This window comes from Planctomycetota bacterium (assembly GCA_016872555.1).
Taxonomy (GTDB): Bacteria; Planctomycetota; Planctomycetia; order Pirellulales; family UBA1268; genus F1-20-MAGs016.
This window is the reverse complement of record VGZO01000014.1, coordinates 39,094-62,648: the sequence shown is the minus strand read 5'-3', so window position 1 is coordinate 62,648 and position 23,555 is coordinate 39,094. Positions and strand designations below refer to the sequence as shown.

The window sequence follows — 23,555 nt, the reverse complement described above, 5'->3', positions numbered from 1 at the left end:
CGACGCCGCCGCGATGCAGCGTGCCGTCGAACTGGCACGGCAGGGCCGCGGACTGGTCGAACCCAATCCGATGGTCGGCGCGGTGGTGGCGGACGCCGCCGTGCCGCGGTACGTCGGCGAGGGGTGGCACGCCCGCTACGGCGGGCCGCATGCCGAGGTCGTGGCGCTGGCGAGGGCCGGCACGCAGGCGCGGGGTGGCACGCTGTATGTCACGCTCGAGCCCTGCTGCCACCACGGCAAGACTCCGCCGTGCACCGACGCGATCCTCGCCGCCGGGATCCGTCGCGTCGTGGCCGCCACCGTCGACCCCCATCCGCTCGTCGGGGGCAAGGGGCTCGCGCGGCTGGCCGCCGCCGGGATCGCCGTCGAAACCGGCCTCGGCGAGGCGGCGGCGCTGGCTCTTACGGGCCCCTACCGCACGCTCCTCCTCCGCCGCCGGCCGTGGGTGATCGCCAAGTGGGCGACAGGCGCCAGTGGCGGGCTCGCCTCTCCGCCGGGCCGGCGGTGGCTGTCGTCGGCGGGGTCGCGGGCACTCGTTCACCGACTCCGGGGTGAGGTCGACGCGATCGTCGTCGGCAGCGGGACGGCGCTGGCCGATGATCCGCTGCTCACCGCCCGCCCCGCGGGGCCACGGACGCCGCTGCGTGTCGTCCTCGACGGCCGCGGGCGGCTTCCACTCACCTCACGGCTGGTGGCCACCGTGGCCGAGGCACCTGTGCTGGTGGTGACCTCGGCCGCGGCCGATCCGGCCTGGGTCGCTGCCCTCCGCGCCGCCGGCGCCGACGTCGGGGTGGGGACGACCTCGTCGCCAGGCGCGCGACTGGCCGAAGTCCTCGCCGAACTGGGACGCCGGCGTTGCACCAACGTGCTGATGGAAGGGGGCGCTCAGCTGCTCCACGAGGCCTTCGAAGCCGGTCTCGTCGACGAGGCCTGGGTGTTCGTCACCGACGCTCCCGCCGCCGACCCGTCGGCCTCGATCCGCGATGTCGCCGGGCTCGAGATCGAATCGGTGGAGATGATCGAAGGCGACATCCTTCTCCGCGCCTCCTGCCCGAGGCCATTTCCAACGCGACCATGGGCCGGGAGCGATGGAAGCGACGTCACCTGCGATCGGTCGGCCCGCGAGCCTCACAGCCCCGAGGGCTGATCGCGGATCACGTTGCGCCACCGTGTCACCGTGGCCTCGGGAGTGACGCGCGTCTCGGCCACCGCGACACGGATCGAACGGAGTGCCTCGAGCACGACCTTGACCTGGCCGAGGATGTCGCGCGCTTGGGGGTTCTCGTCGTCCACCGACAGCACCCGATCGGCGTCGACCTCCCCCTCCGCCTGCTGCACCGATCCATACCGTGCCGCGTACACCAGCCACGGCTCGACGAGGTCGATCAACCCGGCGACGTCGAGGGCCGCGGCCGAGGCGAGCGGCTCCTCGTATTTCGTCAACTGGGAGCCCGTCTCGAGCGGTGCCCCGGCCACGATCCGTGCCGCCTGCTTGGGCACGAAGCTGAGGACGGCGACCTCGTCGCCGACTCCGATCGACGGCTGGATCTGCTCGTCGAGCCCGGCGCCGCGGAGGCGGAACGACCACACGCTCCCCCCCGGAACCTTGGTCTTCTCCGGCTCCGGAATCCGGTAGCCGGAGGGCACCGCGCCCGGGTCGACCGCGCGGATCTGCTCGACCAGTTCGTCGGCCAGCGAAAACAGGTCGCTGAGCCCCTCGCGGAACAGGGCCGCGTCGGTGAGCCGGATGGCGATCGCCGGCTCGACCAGCGGCAGCGGATCGGCCGACGCCGGCAGCGCTTCCGAAACGCGCTTCGTGCGTCCCTTGTCGTCGATCACCAGCCCCAGCTGGCCGTCGGCGGTGGCCGGAAGGATCTTCTTGCGGAGGATTTCGGTCGCCTTCGCCGCCAGCGGCGCGAGCCGTTCGTCGAATGCCTCGGCCTTGTCGCGATCGTCCCCGGCGACCCGCGGCAGGACGTGGCGCCGGAGGAACGACATCGCCAGACCGCCGACGGAGACCAACTCCTCGAACTGGGCGGCATCGGTACGGCCGCGGATCACCCACGCCGCCAGCGGGGCGCCGCCGACGTGGGAGGTGAGGTCGAGACGCTTCGACCCGTCGTACGGAAGATTCTTCGACCAGTTCCAGTCGTAGCCCTCGTAGCCCGAGTCGGTCATGAACGAATAGCCCATCGTCGGCCCGGCGATCGGCATCTGCCGGCGCATGGCGGCCGCGGCCTTGTCGAGGATCCGCCGCGCTTCCGCCGCCGCCTCGTCCGACAGCCCGGCACGCTGCGCGGCCTGCTCGCTCAACTCGGCCAACTGCTCGATGTCGGCGGTCGACCCCATCTGCAGTTTGTTGAGCGCCTCGCTGGCGTAGCTGATCGCGGTGATCGGCCGGCTGCGGTGCTCGCGGAGCGGCGCGAGGGCCGGCACGCTCACCAAGCCCTTGCCGTCGCCCGGCGTGGCGAGCTTGTCGAGATGGTCGGCCGAGTCACCCAGCGAGAGGATCACGCGATCGCCGACGAGGCCCAGGGCCACCACCAGGTCGAGGTCCTGGAGCCGCTCGAGCACCGCCTCGAAGCCGTCGACGTCGAGATCGTCGATCATTCCCGCCACGAACTCGCCCCAGGGGATCATTGCCCCGTCGACCGTGATCGTCATCAGCTCGCCGTCGCGGACCTTCTTCCGCGACACCGCCTTGGCGAGATCGGGATTTCCCTGGGTCACGAGATTCAGCATCACCCGGAGCCGCTCGATCTGGGTCTTGGCGGCCGCGGCGTCGGTGATCTTGAAGCCCCAGACGAGGTCGGGCACCACGATCGACTCGACATTGTCGACGAGCGTCTGGGCGATCAACCGCGCCTGGAGCCGCGACAGGTCGGGATCGACCGTGTCGGGCAGCTGGCGGCGCACCGGCACGATCGCCGATCGCCCGCCGACGGCGGCGCCGTCCCCATCCCCGGTCGCGCGCCCCATCTCGAGGAACCCGGCCGCCTGCTGGGCCCGGTTCACCTTCTGGAACAGGTCGAGGAGCGCGATGCACGACGGTTCGCCGTAGAGGAACACGTCGCTCGAGACCATGTCGGTGAGGACGGCGACGGCCTGCTTGTTCTCCGGTAGCTCGAGAAACGTCGCCGCCATCGACAGCGGGCTGCCGGGCTGGATCTTCTGCTCCTCCAGCGCGTCGAGGGCGCGCTCGACGGCGGGAAGCCGCTTCACCGACGCGAAGGCGTTGCTCGCCAGCACCTTCTCGACCTGCTCGCGGAGGCGGAGCGTGGCCGAGAGGAAGGCGGCGTCCGCCGGGACCATCGCCACCCCCGTCATGAGGGCATCGTCGGCACGCCCCGACGCCGACACCACGAGCGGGCAGGCGGCGACAAGGCTCGTCAGCGCGACGAGGAACCGGGCCGAACGACGATCGTGGAGAGCGTTCATGGCTCACTCCGGACGGGAAGACGAACTCGGGGAACGGGGCCCGTCACCGCACAGGGGCCGCGGCGTGTGCCGACCCAGGGCATGGGCCGGGCTCACGCCGGAACGGCACGGGCAGGTCAGTCCACCCCCCAGTGTGACACGCCGGCGCGTCGCGAGTCCATCGGAAGTTGGCAGGGCAATCGGTTTGCTGTGGAATTGTCCCGGCTCGGCGCCGTCCCCGGTCGTCGCCAGAGCCGCGCCGGCTCGGCCGCCGACCGCCCCCCGCTCACTCCCAGCCGATCATTTTCCCGTGGAGACGCGCCGTCCCGTGGACATCGCCGGCACCGCGATCGCCGACACCTTCGCCGAGGCGTTCCGCCTCCGGTACGCGCGCCTGGTGGTGACCGCTGCCGACGACCACTGGCTTGCCGCCGCCACGGCCGCCGTCTGCGGCTACGGCACGAGCGTCCTCGGCTGCGACGCCGAAGTCGGTGCCGAATCGCCGCTCGCATCGGATGCCACGCCCGATGGCCGGCCCGGTGTGGCGATCATGCTGTTCGCGTTCACCGCCGACGACGTCGGCCGGGCGGTCGCCAACCGGACCGGACAATGTCTCCTTACCTGCCCGACCGTGTCGGTGTACGACGGGTTGCCCGCGGCGGAGGAACGGCGCCCCCTCGGGGCCCACGTGCGCTACTTCGGTGACGGCTTCGAGAAGACGAAGGTGATCGCCGGACGGCGATACTGGCGCGTGCCGGTGATGGACGGCGAGTTCGTCGTCGAGGACAGCGCCGGTATCGAGAAGGGGGTCGGCGGAGGCAATCTCATCCTCCAGGGGCGCTCGGCCCCCGCCACGCTCGCCGCGGCCCGCCGGGCAGTCGCCGCGATCGCCGCGCTGCCCGGTGTGATCACGCCGTTTCCCGGCGGCGTCGTGCGGTCGGGAAGCAAGGTCGGGTCGCGGTCTGGCGCCCTCCGCGCCAGTTCCAACGAAGCATTCTGCCCGGGGTTGGTGGGGCGGGTGCGGACCGAGCTGCACCCCGAGGCCTGTTGCGCGTTGGAGATCGTGATCGACGGCCGCGACGAGCAGGCCGTCGCTGCCGCGATGGCGGCGGGAATCATCGCCGCCGCCGGCAACGACCTCGTCGCCATCTCCGCCGGCAACTACGGTGGCAGGCTGGGCAAGTTCCACTTCCGGCTCCATGGCCTTCCAGGTCTCGGCTGACCGTCACCCCGGTTGCCCTTCTCCCGGCCCCGTCAGCTTTGGTATTCCCTTCCGCCGCACGAAAGCCGGTGTCCGCAGGGAGGATCGACGATGGCCGACCGTCCGTCACGACAGCTGCTCGTCGTGCGGCCACGGAGCCTGGGCTGGCCCTACCTGCTCGGTGCGACCGCCGGCCTGTGTGGTGGTGCTCTCACCCTGTGGACGGTCGCCGGCCTCCGGCCGACCGCGCGGGGAGAGTCGGGCCAACCGGCCGCGCCGGTCGTCGTCGACGCCGTTCCCGACCTGACCGCGGCCCCCGTGCCTCCGCCGCCGTCGTTCGACCCACCCGCGGCGCCGGAGCTCCTCGAACCCCCGAGCGACGCTCGGTCGCTGGATGCCGTTCCGGATGAAGTCGCCGCCGCGGCGGCTCCGATGGCAAACCCGCCCGCGCCGCTCGACACCCGCTCTGAGCGTCCTTTGTCGCGGTTTTCGGCGGCCTCCGACGATCGATCGGCGGCGCCACCGCCGTGGCCGCGGACGGAGCCCGTAAGCGACCCCCCCGCTCCCCTGGCGCCAGTGCCGATCGCGATCACGACCAGCGCCGCTCTCGCTGACGGTCCGGCGACAGACGAGGAACCGGTCGCGCCCGGGGTAGACGAACTGCCTGTTGACGATCCCCCGGCGCCGCTGACCGGCTCCGGCGATCTGCCCGTTGGGGAGCCGGCCCCTGTGGCCGGACCGGGCGCGGCGGTGGGACGGCAACCATCGCTCCGACCGGCGGTGCCAGCTCCCCTGGCGCCCGCGCCGTCGTCTCCCGTGGCACCGCCGCAGGCGGCAATCGGCCTCGACGATCCCGACGCCCCGATTCCGATCGACGCGCTCCCGCCGCAATTCGGCGGGCAGCCACCCGGATCGGGACCGGTGAGCGGCAACCCGGCCGGATCGCCGTTCGCGGCCGCGCCCCCGCTCGGCACCGCGAACGTTCCCTCCCCGCTGCCCGGCATGCAGCCTTCCGTCGGCATCCCTGCGACACCGACGATGCCAGGGGCGTCGCGCACGGTCACGGCCGGACAGGGGCGCCCCGGCCCCAAGCAGCTCGAGGGGGTGCAGACACCGCAACTCACGCTCGAGAAGCGCGGCCCACGCGAGGTGCAGGTCGGCCAGGCATGCCGCTACGAAATCCTCGTGCGCAACGTCGGCGCCGCCGTCGCGCAGGACGTCGTCGTTCACGACACGGTGCCCTACGGAACGACGCTCGTCGCGACCAGCCCCCCGGCCAGCCCCGGGGCCGATGCCACGACCGGCGACCTCGTATGGCGGATCGGAACGCTTCCTCCCGGGTCGCAGGTCCGCGTCGCCGTCGAGCTGATGCCGACGCTCGAAGGGGAGATCGGCAGCTTGGCGAGCGTGACGTTCCGTGCCGAGGCGGCCGTTCGGGCGCGGGCCACCAAGCCCGCGCTGGTCCTCGAGGCGCGGCCGACCGAGCCGGTGCTCGTCGGCGGCAGCCTCCCACTGGCGATCACCGTCAGCAATCCGGGCACCGGCACCGCCACCGGCGTGGTCCTCGAGGGGGTCGTGCCCGAGGGGTTGGCCCATCCGGCCGGCCGCGAACTGGAATTCGACGTCGGCCGCCTCGCCCCGGGGCAGTCGCGGTCGATCGACCTCGAGCTTGGCACCACCGGCCCCGGTGTTCACAGTCTCCAACTCGTCGCCCGTGCCGACGGCGCGCTCGAGGTCGTCACCCCGGTCCGTCTCGAGGTCACCGCGCCCACGCTCGAAGTCGCCGCCGAGATCCCCGCGCGGCGCTACCTGCAGCGCCCCGCCACCTGCCTGCTGTCGATGCACAACGCCGGCACGGCGCCGGCGCGCGATGTCGAGCTGGTCGCCCAACTGCCTGCCGGTCTGAAGTTCGTCCGCACCAACAACGCCGGCTATTACGACGAGCGCTCCCACCGCGTGCTGTGGAACCTCGAGGAACTGCCGGCGGCCGAGACCGGCGGTGTCGAGCTGGTGGTGATGCCGGTGGAACTGGGGCCGCAGAAGATCGTCGCGGCAGCGCGGGCCACAGGCGGACTCGCCGACCAGGCGGTCCACGTCATCGAGGTCGAAGGCCTGGCGGCACTGTCCTTCGAGGTCACCGACAGCGAGGATCCGATCGAGGTCGGCGGGCTCACCGAATACGTCGTCCGCGTCTCCAACCAGGGCACCAAGGCGGCCAGCGGCGTCCGCCTCGTCGCCACACTGCTCGGCGACGTGGAGCCGGTGGCGGCCAAGGGCCCGGTGCCGTACCGGCTCGACAACCTGGCGATCACGTTCGAGCCGTTGACCCGGCTGGCACCGGCCGAGGAAGCGGTCTACAGGGTGCGGATCCGCGGCCGTCGGCCCGGCGACCAGCGCGTCCAGATTCAGCTCACCACCGACGACCAACCGGCGCCGATCACCAAGGAAGAGGTGACCCGCGTCTACGCCGACCGCTGACCGGGCGGACCGGACGGCTACCGCCGCAGTTCCGCCCCGACACCGGCGGTGCAGGCTTCGACGATCCGGCCGACGGCGGTGTTGGCCTCGTCGCCCGAGATGCTCCCCGATCGGGGGCGGAGGGCGAGCGAGACCACGAAGCTCTTGCGGTCGGTGCCGAGGCGCTCGGCATCCTCCCAGACCTGCACCAGCTCGCAGCGCTCGAGCAGCGCGCCGCCGGCGGCGGTGATCAGCCGGGACACCGTCCCCCAAGGTACGGCGCGGCCGACGACGAGGTTGACGTCGCGGAGCACGACCGGAGAGTCGCTCGTCGGCACGAGCACCACCTCCTCGCCGAGGGCGAACTCGAGCCGGTCGAGCCGCACCTCGGCGGCCGCCACCGGCGCGGATAGCGACAGCCGCGTCCGCTCGGAGGCGGCGACCTCGCCAGCGACGCCGATCCGCTCAGCCGGGTGGCCCGGCCGGTGGAGGAAAATCTCGGCCGCTCGCCCCGCCGTGAACGGTCCGAGATCCGCCGGGCGCCACTCCACACCGGCATGGCCGGCGGTGCCGTCCCAGGGGCCGATCCGGAGCCGCCGCAGGAGCGTATCGACCGCCCCCTTGGCGGCGGTGAAGTCCCCGCTCCTCACCAGCGCCACGAGCAACGGCTCGTCGACGGGGCCTTCCTCGGCCGACCGGCCGCCGGCGTCGTCGGCGAGATATGCATGGGCCACCTCGAACAGATCCGCCGGACCGGCGCTGACCGCTTCGTTGCCCGCCCGGGCCTCGAGCAGGCTCGGAACGAGCGACCTCCGCAGCCGATCGGCGCCGCGCACCAGCGCCGGCGTGATCACCAGGGCCGGGCTGGTCGTCCACGGGCTGCCTGCCTCTTCCGCGGTCGCCGGCACGACGCTGCGGGTCAGCGCCTCGCACAATCCGATCGCCGCCAGGCAGTCGGTCGCCACCCGCACGATCCGCGTCCGCGGGGCGACCTCCACCGGGCGTGTCGCCAGCGGCATCGAGTCGGGGATCGCCGCATAGCCCTCGATCCGGCCGATCTCCTCGACCAGGTCGATCTCGCGGGTGCAATCACGCCGCCAGGAGGGGGCCCGCCAGCGCGCCGGCGACGAAGGCGGTGCGGCCTCGACGAACCCGAGGCCGCCGAGGATCCGCCGCTGCCGCTGCTGGTCGATCTCGATCCCGAGGACCTCGGCGGCCCGCCCGGCGCGCAGGGGGATCGTCGCCTGGGGCGCGTGGAGTGTGCCCGCGGTGGCGACCCCGGCGGCGAGAACGCCGCCGGCCAGCTCGAGGATCAACGCGCAGGCCCGGCGGCTCGCCCAGTCGACCGCGGCGGGATCGGGTCCGCGCTCGAAGCGGTACGACGACGGGCTGGAGAGCACCAGACCGCGGGCCGCGGCGCGGACCGCCAGCGGGGCGAACTGCGCCGATTCCAGGAGCACGTCGACCGTCGCCGGGCAGATCTCCGTTCCCACCCCCCCCATCACTCCCGCCAGCGCCACCGGCCCGCGCTCGTCGGCGATCACGCCCATCGCGGTGGTGAGGCGGTAGTCGCGGTGGTTGAGCGCCGTGAACGCCTCGCCGTCACGGGCCCGGCGCACGGTGATCCGGGCGCCATGGAGAGCACGGAGGTCGAAGGCATGGAGCGGTTGACCGCATTCGAAGAGGACGTAGTTGGTGACGTCGACGACGTTGTTGACCGGCTCGACACCGATCGCGCGCAACCGCGACTGGAGCCAGTCGGGGCTCGGCCCGACGCGCACGCCACGGATCACGCGGGCGGTGTAGCAGGGGCAGAGCGTGGCGTCGTCGATCGCGACCGTCAGACCTGACGGCGGGCCGGTCTCCGCGGGGCGCGGGTCGGGCAGGTGGAGAGGCCGGTCGAGGAGGACCGCCAACTCGCGTGCGACACCGACGTGACCGAGACAGTCCGGCCGGTTGCTCGTCACCTCCAGTTCGATGACCGCGTCGTCGCCCGAGCCGTGGAGCGCCTCGAGATTGAGGCCGGCCATCAGCAGCCGCTCGGCGAGCGCCGCGGCCGGTTCGTCGAGCCGCACGTAATCGGACAGCCAGGCACGGGAGACGAGCATCGGGGGCTCCTGAGAATCGTCATCCCCGCCGGGCGGGCGGGAGGGCGTCGGGGCGGCAACCGCTGCAGGCTCAGAATTGGCGCAGGAAGCGGACGTCGTTGCGGTAGAAGTCGCGGATGTCGGCCACGCCGTGGCGCCGCGCGGCGATCCGCTCGACCCCCAGACCGAAGGCGAATCCCGAGATGGTCTCCGGGTCGAGTCCGACGGCGGCGAGGACCGCCGGATCGACCATTCCGGCGCCCCCCATTTCCACCCAGCGGCCGCCCCATTCCATGTCGACCTCGACGCTCGGCTCGGTGAACGGGAAGAACGACGGGCGGAACCTGACCCGGACTCCCGGCCCGAGAAACCCGACGGCGAGGAGGCGGAGGGTGGTCTTGAGATGGGCCATCGTCGCCCCCGGCTCGACCAGCAGCCCCTCGACCTGATGGAACATCGGGTAGTGGGTCGCATCGGCGGTGTCGGGGCGGTAGACCCGTCCCAGCGAGACGATCCGCAGGGGTGGTCGGCGCCGTTCCATCACCCGGATCTGCACGGTGCTCGTCTGGGAGCGCAGCAGCAGCGGCTCGGCGCCCCGTGCGACGGCGAGGAAGAAGTTGTCCAGCGGATCGCGGGCGGGGTGCTCCGGTGGGATCGCCAGCGCGTCGAAGTTGTGCCACTGGTCCTCGACCTCCGGCCCGTCGACGCTTTCGAAACCGAGCCGCGCCATGATCTCCTCGACGCGCCGGATCGTCTGCGTGATCGGGTGGACGTGGCCGAGCGGCGCTGCCGCGCCGGGGAGCGTGACGTCGATCGGCACCACCCGCTCCGGCCGTGCCGCGACCCGCTCCTGGGCCGCGGCCAGTGCGGCGGCGAGCCAGTCCTTGAGTTCGTTAAAGTGCCTCCCTGCATCGCGCCGCTGTGACGGATCGACTGCGGAAAGCGACTTCTGGATCGCCTTGAGCCGGCCGCTGCGGGCGCCGAGCAGTTCCACACGGGCGCGCTCGACGGCGGCGGCATCGGCGGCGTTGCCCAGGAGGTCCTCGGCAGCGCTGCGGCAGCGGCCGATCTCCCCGATCAATTCGTCGAGCGACACGTCAGCCACGCGACTGAGCATCCTTTCCCGTGGGGGCAACGACCACCGGGTCAGTCCACCGGGAGCGACCACGGCCGACCTGAAGCGAGCCCACGACCGTGGCCGTCAGCTCCGACATCGCCGGCGGCCGACGCCGGGCCCATCGCCGCCGGAACTCAGGCAGCGCCCGCGGGAGCCGGCAAATCGAGTGCCGCACGGACCCGCTCGACCACGGCGTCGAATCCGGTCGGATCGAGCACCGCCATCTCGGCGAGCGTCCGCCGATCGAGCTCGCAGCCGCACTTCTCGAGACCGGCGATGAACTGGCTGTAGCGGATGCCACGCTGCCGCACCGCGGCATTGATCCGCACGATCCACAGTCGCCGGAAATCGCGCTTCCGCCGCCGCCGGTCGCGGCGGGCGAAGACGCCGGAACGGATGATCGATTCCTTGGCGGTGCGGAGGAGGCGCCGACGTCCGCCGACCGAACCCTTGACCCGCTTGAACAGCCGCTTCTTGGCCCGCAGACGGGGCACGACGCTCTTGGTGCGCATGGCTCGGATTTCCGGAATCGTTCCGGGATGAACCCGGAGGTGGTCTGTTTCTGGAGAGGAGAGGCTACACGACGGGGATCGGTTGGGGAATGACACTCGCCGCCGGCCGCGGGGAACGCCCCGGGAATGGTCGGCGCCGAACGGCGCGGCGGATCAGTAGCTGTATTTGCCGAGGGCCGCCACGATCTTCGGCGTGTCGACCGAGGCGAGAACACCGGTGCCGCGGAGATTCCGCCGCCGCTTCGCCGTCAGCCTCACCTGGAGGTGGCTCGTGCCGGCACGGCGGTGCTTCACCTTGCCGTTGGCGGTGAGACGGAAGCGCTTCCGTACCCCCTTGTGCGTCTTCTGCTTGGGCATCGGCCGACTCTCCGGAAAAACGGGGTGACTCGAAACGTTGTGCGGCAGCTGTCAACGGGGGGTGAGCGTGCAAACGAGCCGGCGTCCCATCTGCTGGGGCGGCGACTCGACCTTCCCGACAGGATCGAGTTGTTCGAGGATGTTGCGCATCACCCGCTGCCCCTCGTCGATGTGGGCCAACTCGCGTCCACGGAACACGACCGACACGATCACTTTGTCCTTGTGCTGGAGAAATCCGCGGGCCTGGTTGACCTTGAACTCGATGTCGTGGTCGCCGGTCTTGGGCCGAAGCCGGATTTCCTTGATCTTCGTCTGGTGGACGTGGGTGCGGTGCTGTTTCTTCTTTTGTTGGTACTTGAACTTGCCGAAATCCATGATCCGGCAGACGGGCGGCTTCTCGTTGGGTGCCACCTCGACCAGATCGAGGCCCGCCTCGCGGGCCCGGGCCATCGCCTCGTCGGTGGAGATGATGCCCAGCTGGGCCCCCTCTGCCGAGATCACCCGGATCGGCGAGATCCGGATCTGTTCGTTGATGCGATGCTGCTTCTCGATGGCTGCTGACTCCGTCGACCAATGAAACCCGCGCCTGCCGACGGCCGTTACCGGCCGCATGACGGCACGAGCCCGCGGGGCACGACTCGTTTTGTCCCACCCACCGCGTCTCGTCCGCGGTGCCGCACACCCGAAGCTGCCACTCGAGGCCAGCTACGAACACGCCGCAGGAATCCCGCGCCGGTCGCAACCCAGACACCGCGGCCCTGCCGACAGGGCCGGGAGCCGACGTCAGCCCGGATCATCCACATCGGCAGGATCGCGAACGCCACCTCACGGAGGCGATCATCAACGGTCCTGAATCACCGGCTGACGCGTCGAGGCAAATGCCGGAGACCGATGGACTCGTCCCTGAGAACCTCGCAGAATCCCACAGGTTTCCCTATCAGTCAAGCCGCGGACCGCCTCCCGCCGGGCCGTTCGGGAGGTCTTCGGCCGAAGGTCGGCCAAAGTGTCCATCGACCCAGCCTTCCCAAACCGAACGGACTCTTTGATCGTCTCGGTCGGGAAGGTGTCTCAGGCGCATTCAGGGCCTCGTCCTAAACCACTGCAGTGGTTCAACTTCAGAGCAGATGATCGGGGCAAGAAGGGGGCCGCGGAGCCGCGCCAGGAAAAAAGTCAAGATCACCCTCCGAGCGGCAGAACATTTCGGGCCCATGGGCGTATAACTTTGGCGACCCGTGACGGGGCAGACGGGTGTCAGGGATGACTCCCGCGATTTTCCGGACGAGCGATCGGCGGCCACATCGACCTGCGGGTCCGTGCCGCGAACGCCCTCCGATGCGTCGGTGACGACGTCGACGGTTTCTCCGCGATGACGGTGTCGGGGCCATCAGGGGCCGCTCCGACCCACCCCCCGGCGAGGGATCGCCGGACCTGGAGGAATGCCATGCGCTCGACAGCAGACGATTCTCTTGTCCGGTTTCTCGAGGCTGAACGGAATCTCTCGGGCGCCGGTGCGGCGCCGGGGCTGACCGTCGGCCACGATCTCGACCAGTTCGACCAGTTCGACCAGTTCGATCAGTTCGATCAGTTCGATCAGGGTGACGACGGCCAACGGCATGCCACCGTGGCCCTCCCGGCCGAACAGACGCGGGGCGACTCTGCCGCGCTGCTGTCGATCGAGGACGTCGCGCGACGGTTCAACGTCTCCACCAAGACGATCTCACGGTGGCGGACGCACGGACTGGTCCCGGAGACGATCGAACTCGGCGGGCGGCGCCGGGTCGGCTTCCGTCCCACGACTGTCGATCGGTTCGTGGCCGACAACCCGCTGCGGGTCGAGCGCGGCACGCGTTTCAGCCAACTCTCCGTCGACGAACACGCGCGGATCATCGCCTGGGCGCGGCGGTTGGCGGGTCTCGGTGCGACCCCCGCCGAGATCCACCGGCGGATCGCGCGGCGGCTCAACCGCAGCGTCGAGACGATCCGCTACACGATCAAGCAGCACGACCGCGAGCACCCCGGTGCCGAGGTCTTTCCGGCGGTCGACGGCAACCTCCGACCCGAAGTCTGCGTGCGGATCTACCAGCTCCACCTCGGCGGTGAATCGGTCGACTCGATCGCCCAGCGCTACCATCGCAGCCGGGCCGGCATCTACCGGATCATCCTCGCCCAGCGTTGCGAGCAGGTGCTCAAGCTGCCGCTCGACTACATCCCCAACGCGCTGTTCGCCCGGCGCAGTGCCGAGGAGGTCGTGAACCAGCCGTTCCCCGGGCTCGACGATGCCACGCGCCGTGTCCGCCGCCCGTCGGGCCTACCGGCCTACCTGGCGAGCCTCTACGAGGTCCCGCTGCTGACGCGCGAGCAGGAGGTGTGGCTGTTCCGCAAGTTCAACTACCTCAAGTACAAGGCGAGCGAGCTCCGCTCCCAACTCGATCCGCAGCGTCCCAGCGGCCGCCTGATGGACCAGATCGAGCGCCTGTACGAGGAAGTGGTGACGCTGAAGAACCGTCTCGTCCGGTCCAATCTCCGCCTCGTGGTGTCGATCGCCAAGCGGCGGGTGTCGTCGGGCGACAGCTTCTTCGACCTCGTCAGCGACGGGAACATGTCGCTGATCAAGGCGGTCGAGAAGTTCGATTACGCCCGCGGCAACAAGTTCAGCACCTACGCCTCGTGGGCGATCATGAAGAACTTCGCCCGGACGATTCCGGACGAGCATCGGCGGCGGGAGCGGTTCCGCGCCGCCGACATGGACCTTCTCCAAACCGCCGCCGACACCCGCGCCGACGAGCACCAGTCGCGGCTCGTCGAGAGCGACCGGCTCCGCCAGGTGGGGCGATTCCTCGACCGGCTCGATTCCCGCGAGCAGACGATCATCATCCGCCGCTATGGTCTCGATCACAGCCACGAGCCACAGACCCTCAAGGAGGTCGGCTCGGCACTGGGGGTGACGAAGGAGCGCGTCCGGCAGATCGAGGCCAAAGCTCTCGAGAAGCTGCGCGAGGCCGCCGCCGCGGAGGCGACCCTCCCGGAATTGGGCTGAGCGACAAGCTCTCGTCAGCCGGTCAACGACGGGCGCAGATCGGCCGCCAGGGAGCGGCCGATCTGCCGCACCGCCTGGCGGATCCGGCTTTCGTTCTCGATCAGGGCCATCCGCACGTGCCCCTCCCCGGCAACGCCGAAACCGGCACCGGGGCTGACGGCCACGTCGGCCTCCTCGAGGAGTTTGGCGGCGAAATCCATGCTCGACATCCGGCTGGTGAGCGACTCCGGCATCCGCGCCCAGACGAACATCGAGGCCTTCGGCACGGCGACCGGCCAGCCGATCCGGGCCAGCCCCTCGCAGAGCACGTCGCGGCGCCGCTCGTAAATCTTCGCCTGGGCCTCGACGTCGGCCTCGCCATGCCGGAGGGCGACGATGGCGGCGATCTGGATCGGCCGGAACATGCCGTAGTCGTAGTAGGTCTTGATCGTGCCCAGTGCCTTGACGATCTCGCGGTTGCCGGCGCAGAAGCCGACGCGCCAGCCGGCCATGTTGAACCCCTTGCTCATCGTCGTGAACTCGACCGCGACGCGGTCGCCGCCATCGACGGCGAGGATGCTCGGGCTCGAGTATCCGTCGAAGGTGACGTCGGCGTAGGCGAGGTCGGAGACGACCATGAAGCCGTGCCGGAGCGCCAGGCGAACCACCTCGCGGTAAAAGTCGGGGCCGACGACCGTGGCGGTCGGGTTGTGGGGGAAATTGACGATCACCATCTTCGGCCGCACCGTCTCGGCGGCGCGGGCGATGTCGGCGAGGTAGCGGGACGGGTCGGTGGTGTCGAAGAGGTGCGCCGTGCCGCCGGCGAGGGCGACGCCGTAGACGTGCGCCGGGTAGGAGGGGGCCGGCACGACGACGCCGTCGCCGGGCCCGATCGTCGCCAGGCAGAGGTGGCCGAACCCCTCCTTCGACCCGAGCGTACCGATCACCTGCGACTCCGGATCGAGCCGCACCCCCCACTTCTTCAGATACCGCGACGCGACCTCGCGGCGGAGGCTCATGATTCCCAGCGCGGGCGAATAGCCGTGGTTCCGCGGGTCGGCGGCCGCCTCGGCGAGCTTGTCGATCACCGCGTGGCTCGGGGCATCCGACGGATTGCCCATGCTCATGTCGATGATGTCGTGGCCGGCCCGGCGGCGCTGGTAGGTGAGCTGATTGATCCGCGCGAACAGGTACGGGGGCAGGCTCGCCACGCGATCGGCGAGGCGAAACTGCGGCGGCGCCGTGCCGGGACCGCGGTCGGCGGCCAGATCGGTGGGGCCGTCGGCGGTGGCGGTCGAGCGATCGGCCTCGTCGGCGGCGTCAATGGGCGGTTGCAGGTCGGCGGGGGTCGTCATCGGGATGGGTTCCTCGGTCGCCGCCGATTCTACAGCCGGCGGCCCCCGTCACCCACCGAGCCCGCTCAGCGGCCAACGCCCCGAGCTCCCGGCGGCGCTTCGAGCGACGCCGGGACGACGCCGTCGCCGGATGCGGTGCCGCGCCGGCTGCCGGCGCGCGGCGTCGGGGCTTCGGCGGGCACCCCGGCGGTCGCGGGGATCACGGCGCCGGCGGGAGCCGCCGTGGGCGACTGGCTCGTGCCCGCAAGATGATTGTCGATCGCCGCCGATTCACGGAGGTGGGTGAACATCCGCGCCATCTCGATCCGCTGTTTCTTCTCGTGGATGTCGTCGTAGAGTTCGTTGCGGACCTCCTCGAACGTCACCGGCGCTGGCTCGGTGAAGCCCTCGCAGTAGATCACCAGGAAGCGGTCGGCAATCTGCACCACGCCCGACAGCTCGCCGGCCTGGAGACCGAACACCTCGCGCTCGAGCGCCGGCTGCCCACCGAAGCGCTGGATCGGCGGCACCTCGCCCCGCAGTCCGCGGCTCGCCTGATCGACCGAGTAACGCTCGGCGAGGTCCCCGATCCGCTCCGCGGTCGGCTGCTGGCGGGCCAATTGCCAGACTTCCTGTGCCCGCCGTTGGCTGTCGAGGACGATCATCCGGCAGCGGGCGCGACGGCCGAACGTGGCCTCGAACGCACGGTCGAGGTCCTCGCGCGTCACCGGGACCGTGCCGACGAGCTTCTTGAGCGCGACGGTCGGTTGGACGATGTCCTCGAGGTAGTGCTGCAGCGGCACCCCCTGATCCCGCGTCGCCTTGTCGAGCCACGCCGCCACGTCGGGTTCGCCCGCGGCGGTGCGGAACCCCATCAGCTCGGCGGCCCGGGCGATCTCCGCATCGACGTCGGCCTGGGCGATGGAAACTCCGCCGCGGTCGAGGGCCTGCTTGAGGAGCGTGCGCGAGACGAGCACCTCGAGGACGTCGGTGCCGTGGCGCTCGAGGCAGACGGCCTGGACCTCGTCGAACGGGATCGGCTCGCCGTTGACCAGCGCCGCGGCACCGCCAGCCGCCCGGGCATCGGCCAGGCCGTCGACGACGGTGGCGGCGTCGCGCAGCGACCGGAAGACCGTCGTCGCCGACTCCCGGCTCTTGCGCTCGGCGAGCTCGGCGGCGAGCTGGTCGCGGACGTCGGCGAGCTTGACGTCGGCGGCCGGCAGGTGGCCCTCGCACTTGACGACGATGAACTGGTCGGCCACCTGGACGACGTCGGAGATCTGCCCCTCGGCGAGCCCGAACACCACCGCCTCGAAGCGTGGTTCGCCGGAGTTCCGGCGCACCGGCTGGACCCAGCCGTTGGCGCTGGCGCTGCCGACGTCGACGGAGTGCTGCCGGGCGAGGGCCCCGAATTCGTCGGGGGCCGCCAGCGCGCGGCGGCGGAGCGATTCCGCCTCCGCCGCCGACCCGGCGACGATGATCCGCGCCTTGACGGCCGGACCGAATTGGTTGTCGTACAGGTCGGCGATCTCCTCGGCGGTCGGATCGGCCGCCCCGGCGGCGAGGCGGCGGAGGGCGAGCATCGGCCAGACGATCTCGTCGGCGTACTGCCGTGGCGTGACACCGCGCTCCCGGCCGATCATCTCGATCCACTTGGCACGCGGCACGTTGAAGCGGCGGGTGAGCGTGTCGATCTCGGCATCGACGTCGGCGGCTGAGACGACGATCCCGTGCTGCCGGCACGCCTGGGAGATGATCCGCTTGTTGACGAGCGAATCGAGCACGGAACGCCCGTGGCGCGCGAGGCATTCGGCCGCCAGTTGCCCGCGCCGGATCTCGGCGCCGTTGACCAACGCCACCAGTTCGTCGGCCGGTCGGGAGACCGGGGCCGGCTCGGCAGGCCGCGGCGGTTTGGCGACGGCACGGCTGTCGCCGGTCGTCGCGCGCCACCCGATGGCGGCGGCGATCACCGCCAGTGCCACGAGGGCCTCGCGGAGCCACGGCCGGCGCCAGCGGCCGGTCGCGCGGTCACGTTGATTCTCGGACAACGCGGCAAGCGACCGCGATCCGAAACCCGACGACTCTCCCCCTGGCATGACGGTCGCCCTCCCTGGCACGTCGCGCGAGCAGATCCCGCGGCCCGCTCCCCGGCGTCGTGCCGGCGCGATGGCCGCCGCGGAGACCGCGGGTGCGGCCCCGATCATCGACCGCGACGATAGGCCGCGGAGGAAACGCGATCAAGGCGAACCGCGGCGGCGTAGTCGACCGGGAACGACCCACGTTGGCGACCCTGGGTTCGTGCGATACGCTCCACCCCGTCGTTCCCCCAGTTCCCCCAGGTACCCGCGCCATGTCCACCGAGAAGAGCGCCGACGGCCGTCCGCAGCGGGGCACCGATCCCAACCATCCGGCGTGCCTGACGATCCTCGGTCTCCTCCCCCCGGTGACGGCCGAGGACGTCAAGCAGGCCTACCTCGCCCGGGCGATGGCGGCCCACCCCGACCGTGGCGGTGATCCGGCGGCGTTCATCCGGCTGCAGAAGGCCTACGAGGAGGCCAACGAGTATGTGAAATTCAAGGCCTCGAAGCTCGAGTGGCTGGCGTCGAAGGTGGAGATCTATTCACAGCAGCAGGACGTGGCCGCCGAGACGATCGAACGCGGCGGCGAGATCGAGATGGAGGAGACCGACTGGCTGCGGAAGAGCTTCGGCGAGGATTTCGGACACGTCGCCGACAAACTCGTCCGGATCACGCTCCGCGGGCCGAAGGCCGATGACGCCTTCGCGGTGCTCGTCGGCTTCCGAGCCGAGTCGCTCAAGGACCTCCACACGCTCGACCTCGCCGGCGGCACGCTCACCGACACCGGCCTGCTCCAGCTCAAGGAGCTCAAGGGGCTGCGGCGCCTCGATCTCCGCGGCACGGCCGTCGGCAAGCTGGGCGCCGAGGTGCCGGGATGGTTCGAGCAGCTCGAGTTCCTCGGGCTCCCCAAGGGGAGCGTGGGGATGTTCGGCCGGATCGGGATGCCGCGGCGCCTCAAGCTCGAACTGGGCGACGCCCCGCCGGCCTGACCGGCCGGCTCACTCGGGAAACAGCCGCGTCGACAGGTAGCGCTCGCCGAGGTCGGGAAGGACGACGACGACCATCTTCCCGGAGTTCTCCGGGCGTCGGGCGACCTGCAGCGCCGCCCAGGCGGCGGCCCCGCAGCTGATCCCGCACATCAACCCCTCGCGCTTGGCCATCTGACGGGCGGTCTCCATCGCGTCTTCGTCGTCGACCTTCACTACCTCGTCGATGATCGAGAGGTTGAGGATCTCGGGAATGAACCCGGCTCCGATCCCCTGGATCGTGTGCCGCCCGGGCTTGATCGGCTCGCCGGCGAGCTTCTGCGAGATCACCGGGCTGTTGGCCGGCTCGACCGCCACCACCTTGAGCCCCGGCTTCTTCGCCTTGAGCACCTCGCCGCAGCCGGTGATCGTGCCGCCGGTGCCGACGCCGCAAACGAGGATGTCGACCATCCCGGCGGTGTCGGCCCAGATCTCCTCGGCGGTCGTGCGCCGGTGGATCTCGGGGTTGGCCGGGTTCTTGAATTGCTGCGGCATGAAGTAGCGTTCGCTGGTCCGGCTGATGTCCTCGGCGTGGCGCACGGCGCCCGGCATCCCCTCGGCCGCCGGCGTGAGGACCAGCTCCGCGCCGAGCGCCTTGAGCATCCGCCGGCGCTCGAGGCTCATGCTCTCCGGCATCGTCACGCGGAGCGTGTAGCCGCGCGCGGCGCAGACATAGGCCAGGCCGATGCCGGTGTTGCCACTGGTCGGCTCGATGATCACGGTGTCGGGGCCGATCCGCCCCTCGCGTTCGCCGGCGTCGATCATCGCGCAGGCGATCCGGTCCTTCACGCTCCACAGCGGGTTCATGTTCTCGATCTTGCCGACGACCGTGGCGTGGCAGCCCTCGGTGACGCGGCGGAGGCGCACCAGCGGCGTGCGGCCGATGCACTGCGTGATGTCGTCGCGGATGCCGAGGGGGAGCGTGGAGGAGGCGTGCGCGGAACCGACCATGGGGTCACCCGTCGCGGAGGAAACCGCGGCCCTTGCCGCCGGTCACGGCGACCGGCGCGGCGGCGCCGCGGGGCGAGCATCGCCACCGGGGCACCGTACGGTTTTCGCCGCCGGCGAACAACCCTGGTTTCCGCCCCCTCCGCCGTCTCCCCATCCACCCCGCCCCGGCCGCCGCGCTGGCGGGGGCCGCACCGTCGGCTCCGGCCCGATCCCGCGGACGCCCGACGCCGCCGCCTACGGCAGCCGCTTGACGCGGATGTTGCGGTAGTGGACCTCGCTGCCCGGATCGTGGGCCTGCAGCGCGAAGGTCCCGGCCGAGAGCTTGCGGGTCCCGGTCACCCCGTCGGGCTCGACGTACTCGAACAGCACCTTGCCGTCGACGAGGACCGTGATCTGCTTGTCCTTGACGACCACCTCCTCGGTGAACCAGACGTCGTCCTTGGCCGGCGCGGTGAAATTCTTGACCACGTTGTAGATGCTCCCGGTTCGCACCGGATCCCCCTGGGAGTTGTTGACCTGCATCTCGTAGCCCGCCGCCGGCCAGCCCTCCGGCTGGAACTTGGTGTGGAAAAAGATCCCCGAGTTGGCCCCCGGCCGGGTCATCACCTCGGCCTTGAAGTGGAAGTTCTTGAACTCGGCCGGCTTGGCGGCGTCGGCACCGACGTAAAACAAGTGACTGCGCGGGCCGTGGCAGACGATCTCGCCCCCCTCGACCTTCCAGCTTTGGGGGTTCTCGTTGACCTTCCAGCCGGCGAGGCTCTTGCCGTCGAACAGCGGCTCGAAGCCGGGCTCGTCGGCCCGGGCCGCCGCCGCGGCCAGGATCGCCACACCGAGCGCCACCCGCCGAACCGCCGCTCCAGTCGCCGCGTAAGCCATGGGAATACTCCGCCGGAAGTCAGGAAAGGAAGCCGCCATCCGCACCGTCACGAAGCGCGACGAGCCTAACGCCCCGGCGGCCGACGGGCCAGCGCCCCTGCCGGCGGGCAGCCCGCTCCCCCCCCCGCCCGCCGCCGTCGAACGCTGCCTGCACGCCGCCGGGCTCGACAACCGCCCGGTGCTCATCGCGGTCGACAGCAACGTCGCCCTCGACGGCACCCCCGACCGGGAATGGCTCGTCGTCACCGCCGACCACCTCTCGGTCGTCGCCGATGCCCCCCCGGCGGCCGGCGAATACGCCGGCGCCTCCCCGGCGGCCCGGCTCGTGCGCTTCGTCCCCTGGCCGGAGGTCGAGCAGGTGCGGACCAGCGCCGGCGTCGGCGGCGGCACGCTCCAGGTGAAGGCCGACGGCGGCTGGATCGACCTGATCCGGTTTTCCAACGCGCTGGCGACCCGGTTCCACAAGGTGTCGCGGGCCCTCGAACTGGCGCGCGAAGCCGCCCCCACCGAGGGCGACGCCCCGCCGGCGATCGTCGGTCCGATCGTGATCGATGGGCCGCTCGATCCGCCGCGCTGCCCGTCGTGCTCGCTGCGGCTGACCGTCCGCGAGGAATCCTGCCCGCGCTGCATGCAGAAGGGGAGGATCCTCGCGCGCGTCGCCGCGATCCTCGCACCCCACCGGGGCGGCGCCATCGCGCTGTGCCTGCTGACGCTCCTCGGCGTGGTCGCGGAGCTTGTGCCGCCCAAGCTCCAGCAATACATGGTCGACGACGTCCTCACCGGCAGCGCCGCGGCGCGCGCTGCCGACGGCGCGACGACCTCCCCGGCCGACTTCCGTACCGCGCTGCTCGTGGTCGTGCTGGCACTGGCGTTTTCGCGGATCGTGCTCTCGGTGGTCGGCGTTCTCAAGGGGCGGCTGGCGACGACGATCGGCACCGGGCTGGCCGGATCCCTGCGCCGCGAGATGGTCGACAAGCTGCAGAACCTCGCGATCGCCTACTACGACCGCCACCAGGTCGGCTCGATGATCAGCCGCGTGGCCCACGACAGCGAGGTCCTCCACGGCCTGATGCACCAGATCACCGGAGGCTTCCTCCTCCAGATCGTGCAGCTCGTCGGCGTCGGCGCGATGCTCGTGTGGATCAACCCGAAGCTGGCGCTGTTCACGCTGATCCCGGTGCCCCTGGTGATCCTCGGCTCGTGGATCTTCTGGCGGCACGTCTACCCGCGCCACTACCGGCTGTGGGACGCGTCGAGCAAGCAGATGGCGGCGTTGTCGGGGATGCTGTCGGGGATCCGCGTCGTCAAGGCCTTCGCCCAGGAGCCGAGGGAGCGCGAGCGGTTCCAGCAGGCCAGCGATCACCTCTCCGACTGGCGGCTGTGGGTCGAGCGCACCAACTCCACCTACTCGGCGACGATGCAGATCGTGTTCAGCCTCGGCGGGCTGATCGTCTGGTACGTCGGCGGCCTCGACGTGATCGGCGCGAAGATGTCGCTCGGCCAGCTGATCGCGTTCCTCGCCTACCTGGCGATGTTCTACGCGCCGCTGGGGGCGCTCTCGAACTTCACCACCTGGCTGACGAGCTTCCTCTCCGGCAGCCAGCGCGTCCTCGAATTGCTCGACACGCCGGTGACGATCCCCGACGCCACGGATCCGGCGCCGTGGCCGGAGGTGCGCGGCGAGCTCGGCTTCTCCGGCGTGACCTTCGGCTACGACCGCAACCAGCCGGTCCTCCGCGACGTGAGCTTTACCGTCGCCCCCGGCGAGATGGTCGGGATCGTCGGCCGTTCGGGGTCGGGAAAGACGACGCTGGTCAACCTGCTGGGACGGTTCCACGACGTGCAGGAGGGGGCGATCACGATCGACGGGATCGACGTCCGGAAGCTGTCGACGCGGCAGCTGCGCGAGCGCCTCGGGATCGTGTTCCAGGACTCGTTCCTGTTCCGCGGCACGATCTGGAAGAACCTCTCCTACGGGCGCCCCGGCGCGACGATCGAGCAGGGGCTCGAGGCGGCCAAGGCGGCCGGGGCCCACGACTTCCTCTGCCGCCAGCCGCTGGCCTACGAGACGCTCCTCGGCGAGCACGGCGCGGGACTGTCGGGGGGGGAGAAGCAGCGGCTTTCGATCGCGCGGACGCTGCTCTACGACCCGCGGATCCTCGTCCTCGACGAGGCCACCAGCAACATCGACGCCGAGGCCGAGAAGGCGATCCAGGAAGCGCTCGCGGAGCTCGTCCGCGGCCGGACGACGATCGCCATCGCCCACCGGCTGTCGACGCTGCGCAACGCCGACCGGATCCTCGCCTTCGACCGCGGCCGGCTGGTGGAGCAGGGAACCCACGCCGAATTGCTCGCCCGCGACGGGATCTACGCCCGGCTGGTGCGCATCCAGACGCAGGTCACCAAGCAGCCGACGGTCGACACGCTGCTCGCCGAGCAGGAAAAGGACACGCCGCGCGACGAGCCGGCCGCGGAGCCGGCGCCCCGACGGACGACGGGAATCCGCTGGCTCGACCCGGCCCGGCACCGCTTCCAGCGCGGCGATCACGACCGGATCGTGCTCCTCGAGGAGGGCACGGCCTTGGCGGCGGCGGCGTTCATCGTCCGCACCTTTCCGGCGTCGTGGCCCCAGGCCTGGCTGTCGGTGCGCGGCTGGTACGAGAACGGCGACGAGATCGAGCTGGGGATGATCCGCGACCTCGCCGACTGGCCCGCGGCCGACCGCGCGGTGATCGATGCGGCGCTCCGCCGCCGGGCGCTGATCCGCGAGATCAGCCGCATCCACGCCGTACGCCTCGGCCACGGCTACCTCGACTTCGACGTCGAAACCGACGTCGGTCGGCGCCGGTTCACGACGCGCTGGACGCAGAGCCAGGCCGTCGAGTTCGGCGCCGAAGGGAAGATGCTCGTCGATACCGAGGAAAACCGCTGGGTCGTGCGCCGCCTCGACGACCTCCCCCAGCCCGACCGGGAGCGGTTCCTCCAGTACATCTACTGGTGACCGGTACCGCGCCGGCGGGCCGCGGGGCGGGCTCGCGCCGCCGGCCCTTCTGGTGCCCGTGGCGTTGACCCCGCCTGCAGGGCTGCCCAGAATCGGACCGTGCGGCGAGACCCGTCGGTGCACAGC

Annotated in this window: 16 protein-coding genes; 6 read left to right on the top strand and 10 right to left on the bottom strand. The window is 71.0% G+C overall.

The window, feature by feature from the left end; translation table 11 throughout:
- The first annotated feature begins 13 nt into the window (after positions 1-13).
- Complete coding sequence (ribD, locus tag FJ309_06930) at positions 14-1,147, top strand: bifunctional diaminohydroxyphosphoribosylaminopyrimidine deaminase/5-amino-6-(5-phosphoribosylamino)uracil reductase RibD (GenBank protein MBM3954331.1); 1,134 nt, start codon at positions 14-16, stop codon at positions 1,145-1,147.
- Here ribD and FJ309_06925 read toward each other — a convergent pair.
- Entirely contained in the window at positions 1,129-3,438 is a 2,310-nt protein-coding gene (locus FJ309_06925) for a hypothetical protein (GenBank protein MBM3954330.1), read from the bottom strand. The two genes, ribD and FJ309_06925, sit on opposite strands and share 19 nt — an antisense overlap.
- Here FJ309_06925 and fhcD point away from each other — a divergent pair.
- The gene (gene fhcD / locus FJ309_06920) at positions 3,437-4,639 is read left to right on the top strand and encodes a formylmethanofuran--tetrahydromethanopterin N-formyltransferase (GenBank protein MBM3954329.1); all 1,203 of its coding nucleotides are present in this window, start codon (positions 3,437-3,439) and stop codon (positions 4,637-4,639) included. The genes FJ309_06925 and fhcD overlap by 2 nt on opposite strands.
- Before the next feature lie 90 nt (positions 4,640-4,729).
- On the top strand, positions 4,730-7,096 hold the full coding sequence (locus FJ309_06915) for a DUF11 domain-containing protein (GenBank protein ID MBM3954328.1): 2,367 nt from the start codon (positions 4,730-4,732) through the stop codon (positions 7,094-7,096).
- A 17-nt stretch (positions 7,097-7,113) separates the two neighbouring features.
- Here FJ309_06915 and pheT read toward each other — a convergent pair whose 3' ends face one another.
- The 5 genes from pheT to FJ309_06890 form a co-directional block, all read right to left on the bottom strand.
- The gene (pheT, locus tag FJ309_06910) at positions 7,114-9,183 is read right to left on the bottom strand and encodes a phenylalanine--tRNA ligase subunit beta (protein MBM3954327.1); all 2,070 of its coding nucleotides are present in this window, start codon (positions 9,181-9,183) and stop codon (positions 7,114-7,116) included.
- Between the two features lie 70 nt (positions 9,184-9,253).
- Entirely contained in the window at positions 9,254-10,279 is a 1,026-nt protein-coding gene (gene pheS, locus FJ309_06905) for a phenylalanine--tRNA ligase subunit alpha (protein ID MBM3954326.1), read from the bottom strand.
- A gap of 134 nt (positions 10,280-10,413) precedes the next feature.
- Positions 10,414-10,791: a 50S ribosomal protein L20 gene (gene rplT / locus FJ309_06900; protein MBM3954325.1), complete on the bottom strand. Its 378-nt coding sequence runs from the start codon at positions 10,789-10,791 to the stop codon at positions 10,414-10,416.
- Between the two features lie 153 nt (positions 10,792-10,944).
- Positions 10,945-11,148 carry a 50S ribosomal protein L35 gene (gene rpmI / locus FJ309_06895; protein ID MBM3954324.1) on the bottom strand — a complete coding sequence of 68 codons (204 nt, stop codon included), beginning with the start codon at positions 11,146-11,148 and terminating at the stop codon, positions 10,945-10,947.
- 51 nt (positions 11,149-11,199) lie between these two features.
- The gene (locus tag FJ309_06890) at positions 11,200-11,760 is read right to left on the bottom strand and encodes a translation initiation factor IF-3 (protein ID MBM3954323.1); all 561 of its coding nucleotides are present in this window, start codon (positions 11,758-11,760) and stop codon (positions 11,200-11,202) included.
- A 754-nt stretch (positions 11,761-12,514) separates the two neighbouring features.
- Here FJ309_06890 and FJ309_06885 point away from each other — a divergent pair.
- Positions 12,515-14,185, top strand: coding sequence for a sigma-70 family RNA polymerase sigma factor (locus tag FJ309_06885; GenBank protein ID MBM3954322.1), 1,671 nt, complete (start codon positions 12,515-12,517; stop codon positions 14,183-14,185).
- 14 nt (positions 14,186-14,199) lie between these two features.
- On the opposite strand, the gene FJ309_06880 is transcribed toward FJ309_06885, so the two are convergent.
- Positions 14,200-15,519, bottom strand: coding sequence for an aminotransferase class I/II-fold pyridoxal phosphate-dependent enzyme (locus tag FJ309_06880; protein MBM3954321.1), 1,320 nt, complete (start codon positions 15,517-15,519; stop codon positions 14,200-14,202).
- A gap of 65 nt (positions 15,520-15,584) precedes the next feature.
- On the bottom strand, positions 15,585-17,702 hold the full coding sequence (locus FJ309_06875) for a peptidylprolyl isomerase (protein MBM3954320.1): 2,118 nt from the start codon (positions 17,700-17,702) through the stop codon (positions 15,585-15,587).
- Positions 17,703-17,848: 146 nt separating this feature from the next.
- Between FJ309_06875 and FJ309_06870 the strand changes: the two genes are divergently transcribed.
- Positions 17,849-18,565, top strand: coding sequence for a J domain-containing protein (locus FJ309_06870; GenBank protein MBM3954319.1), 717 nt, complete (start codon positions 17,849-17,851; stop codon positions 18,563-18,565).
- 9 nt (positions 18,566-18,574) lie between these two features.
- Here FJ309_06870 and cysK read toward each other — a convergent pair whose 3' ends face one another.
- A complete protein-coding gene (gene cysK / locus FJ309_06865; protein ID MBM3954318.1) occupies positions 18,575-19,552 on the bottom strand; it encodes a cysteine synthase A in 978 nt (325 codons plus the stop codon).
- Between the two features lie 234 nt (positions 19,553-19,786).
- A complete protein-coding gene (locus FJ309_06860) occupies positions 19,787-20,428 on the bottom strand; it encodes a DUF1080 domain-containing protein (GenBank protein ID MBM3954317.1) in 642 nt (213 codons plus the stop codon).
- Here FJ309_06860 and FJ309_06855 point away from each other — a divergent pair.
- Positions 20,427-23,429 (top strand): DUF1854 domain-containing protein, encoded by a 3,003-nt coding sequence (locus FJ309_06855; GenBank protein MBM3954316.1) that lies wholly within the window; start codon positions 20,427-20,429, stop codon positions 23,427-23,429. The genes FJ309_06860 and FJ309_06855 overlap by 2 nt on opposite strands.
- The last annotated feature ends 126 nt before the right edge of the window (positions 23,430-23,555 follow it).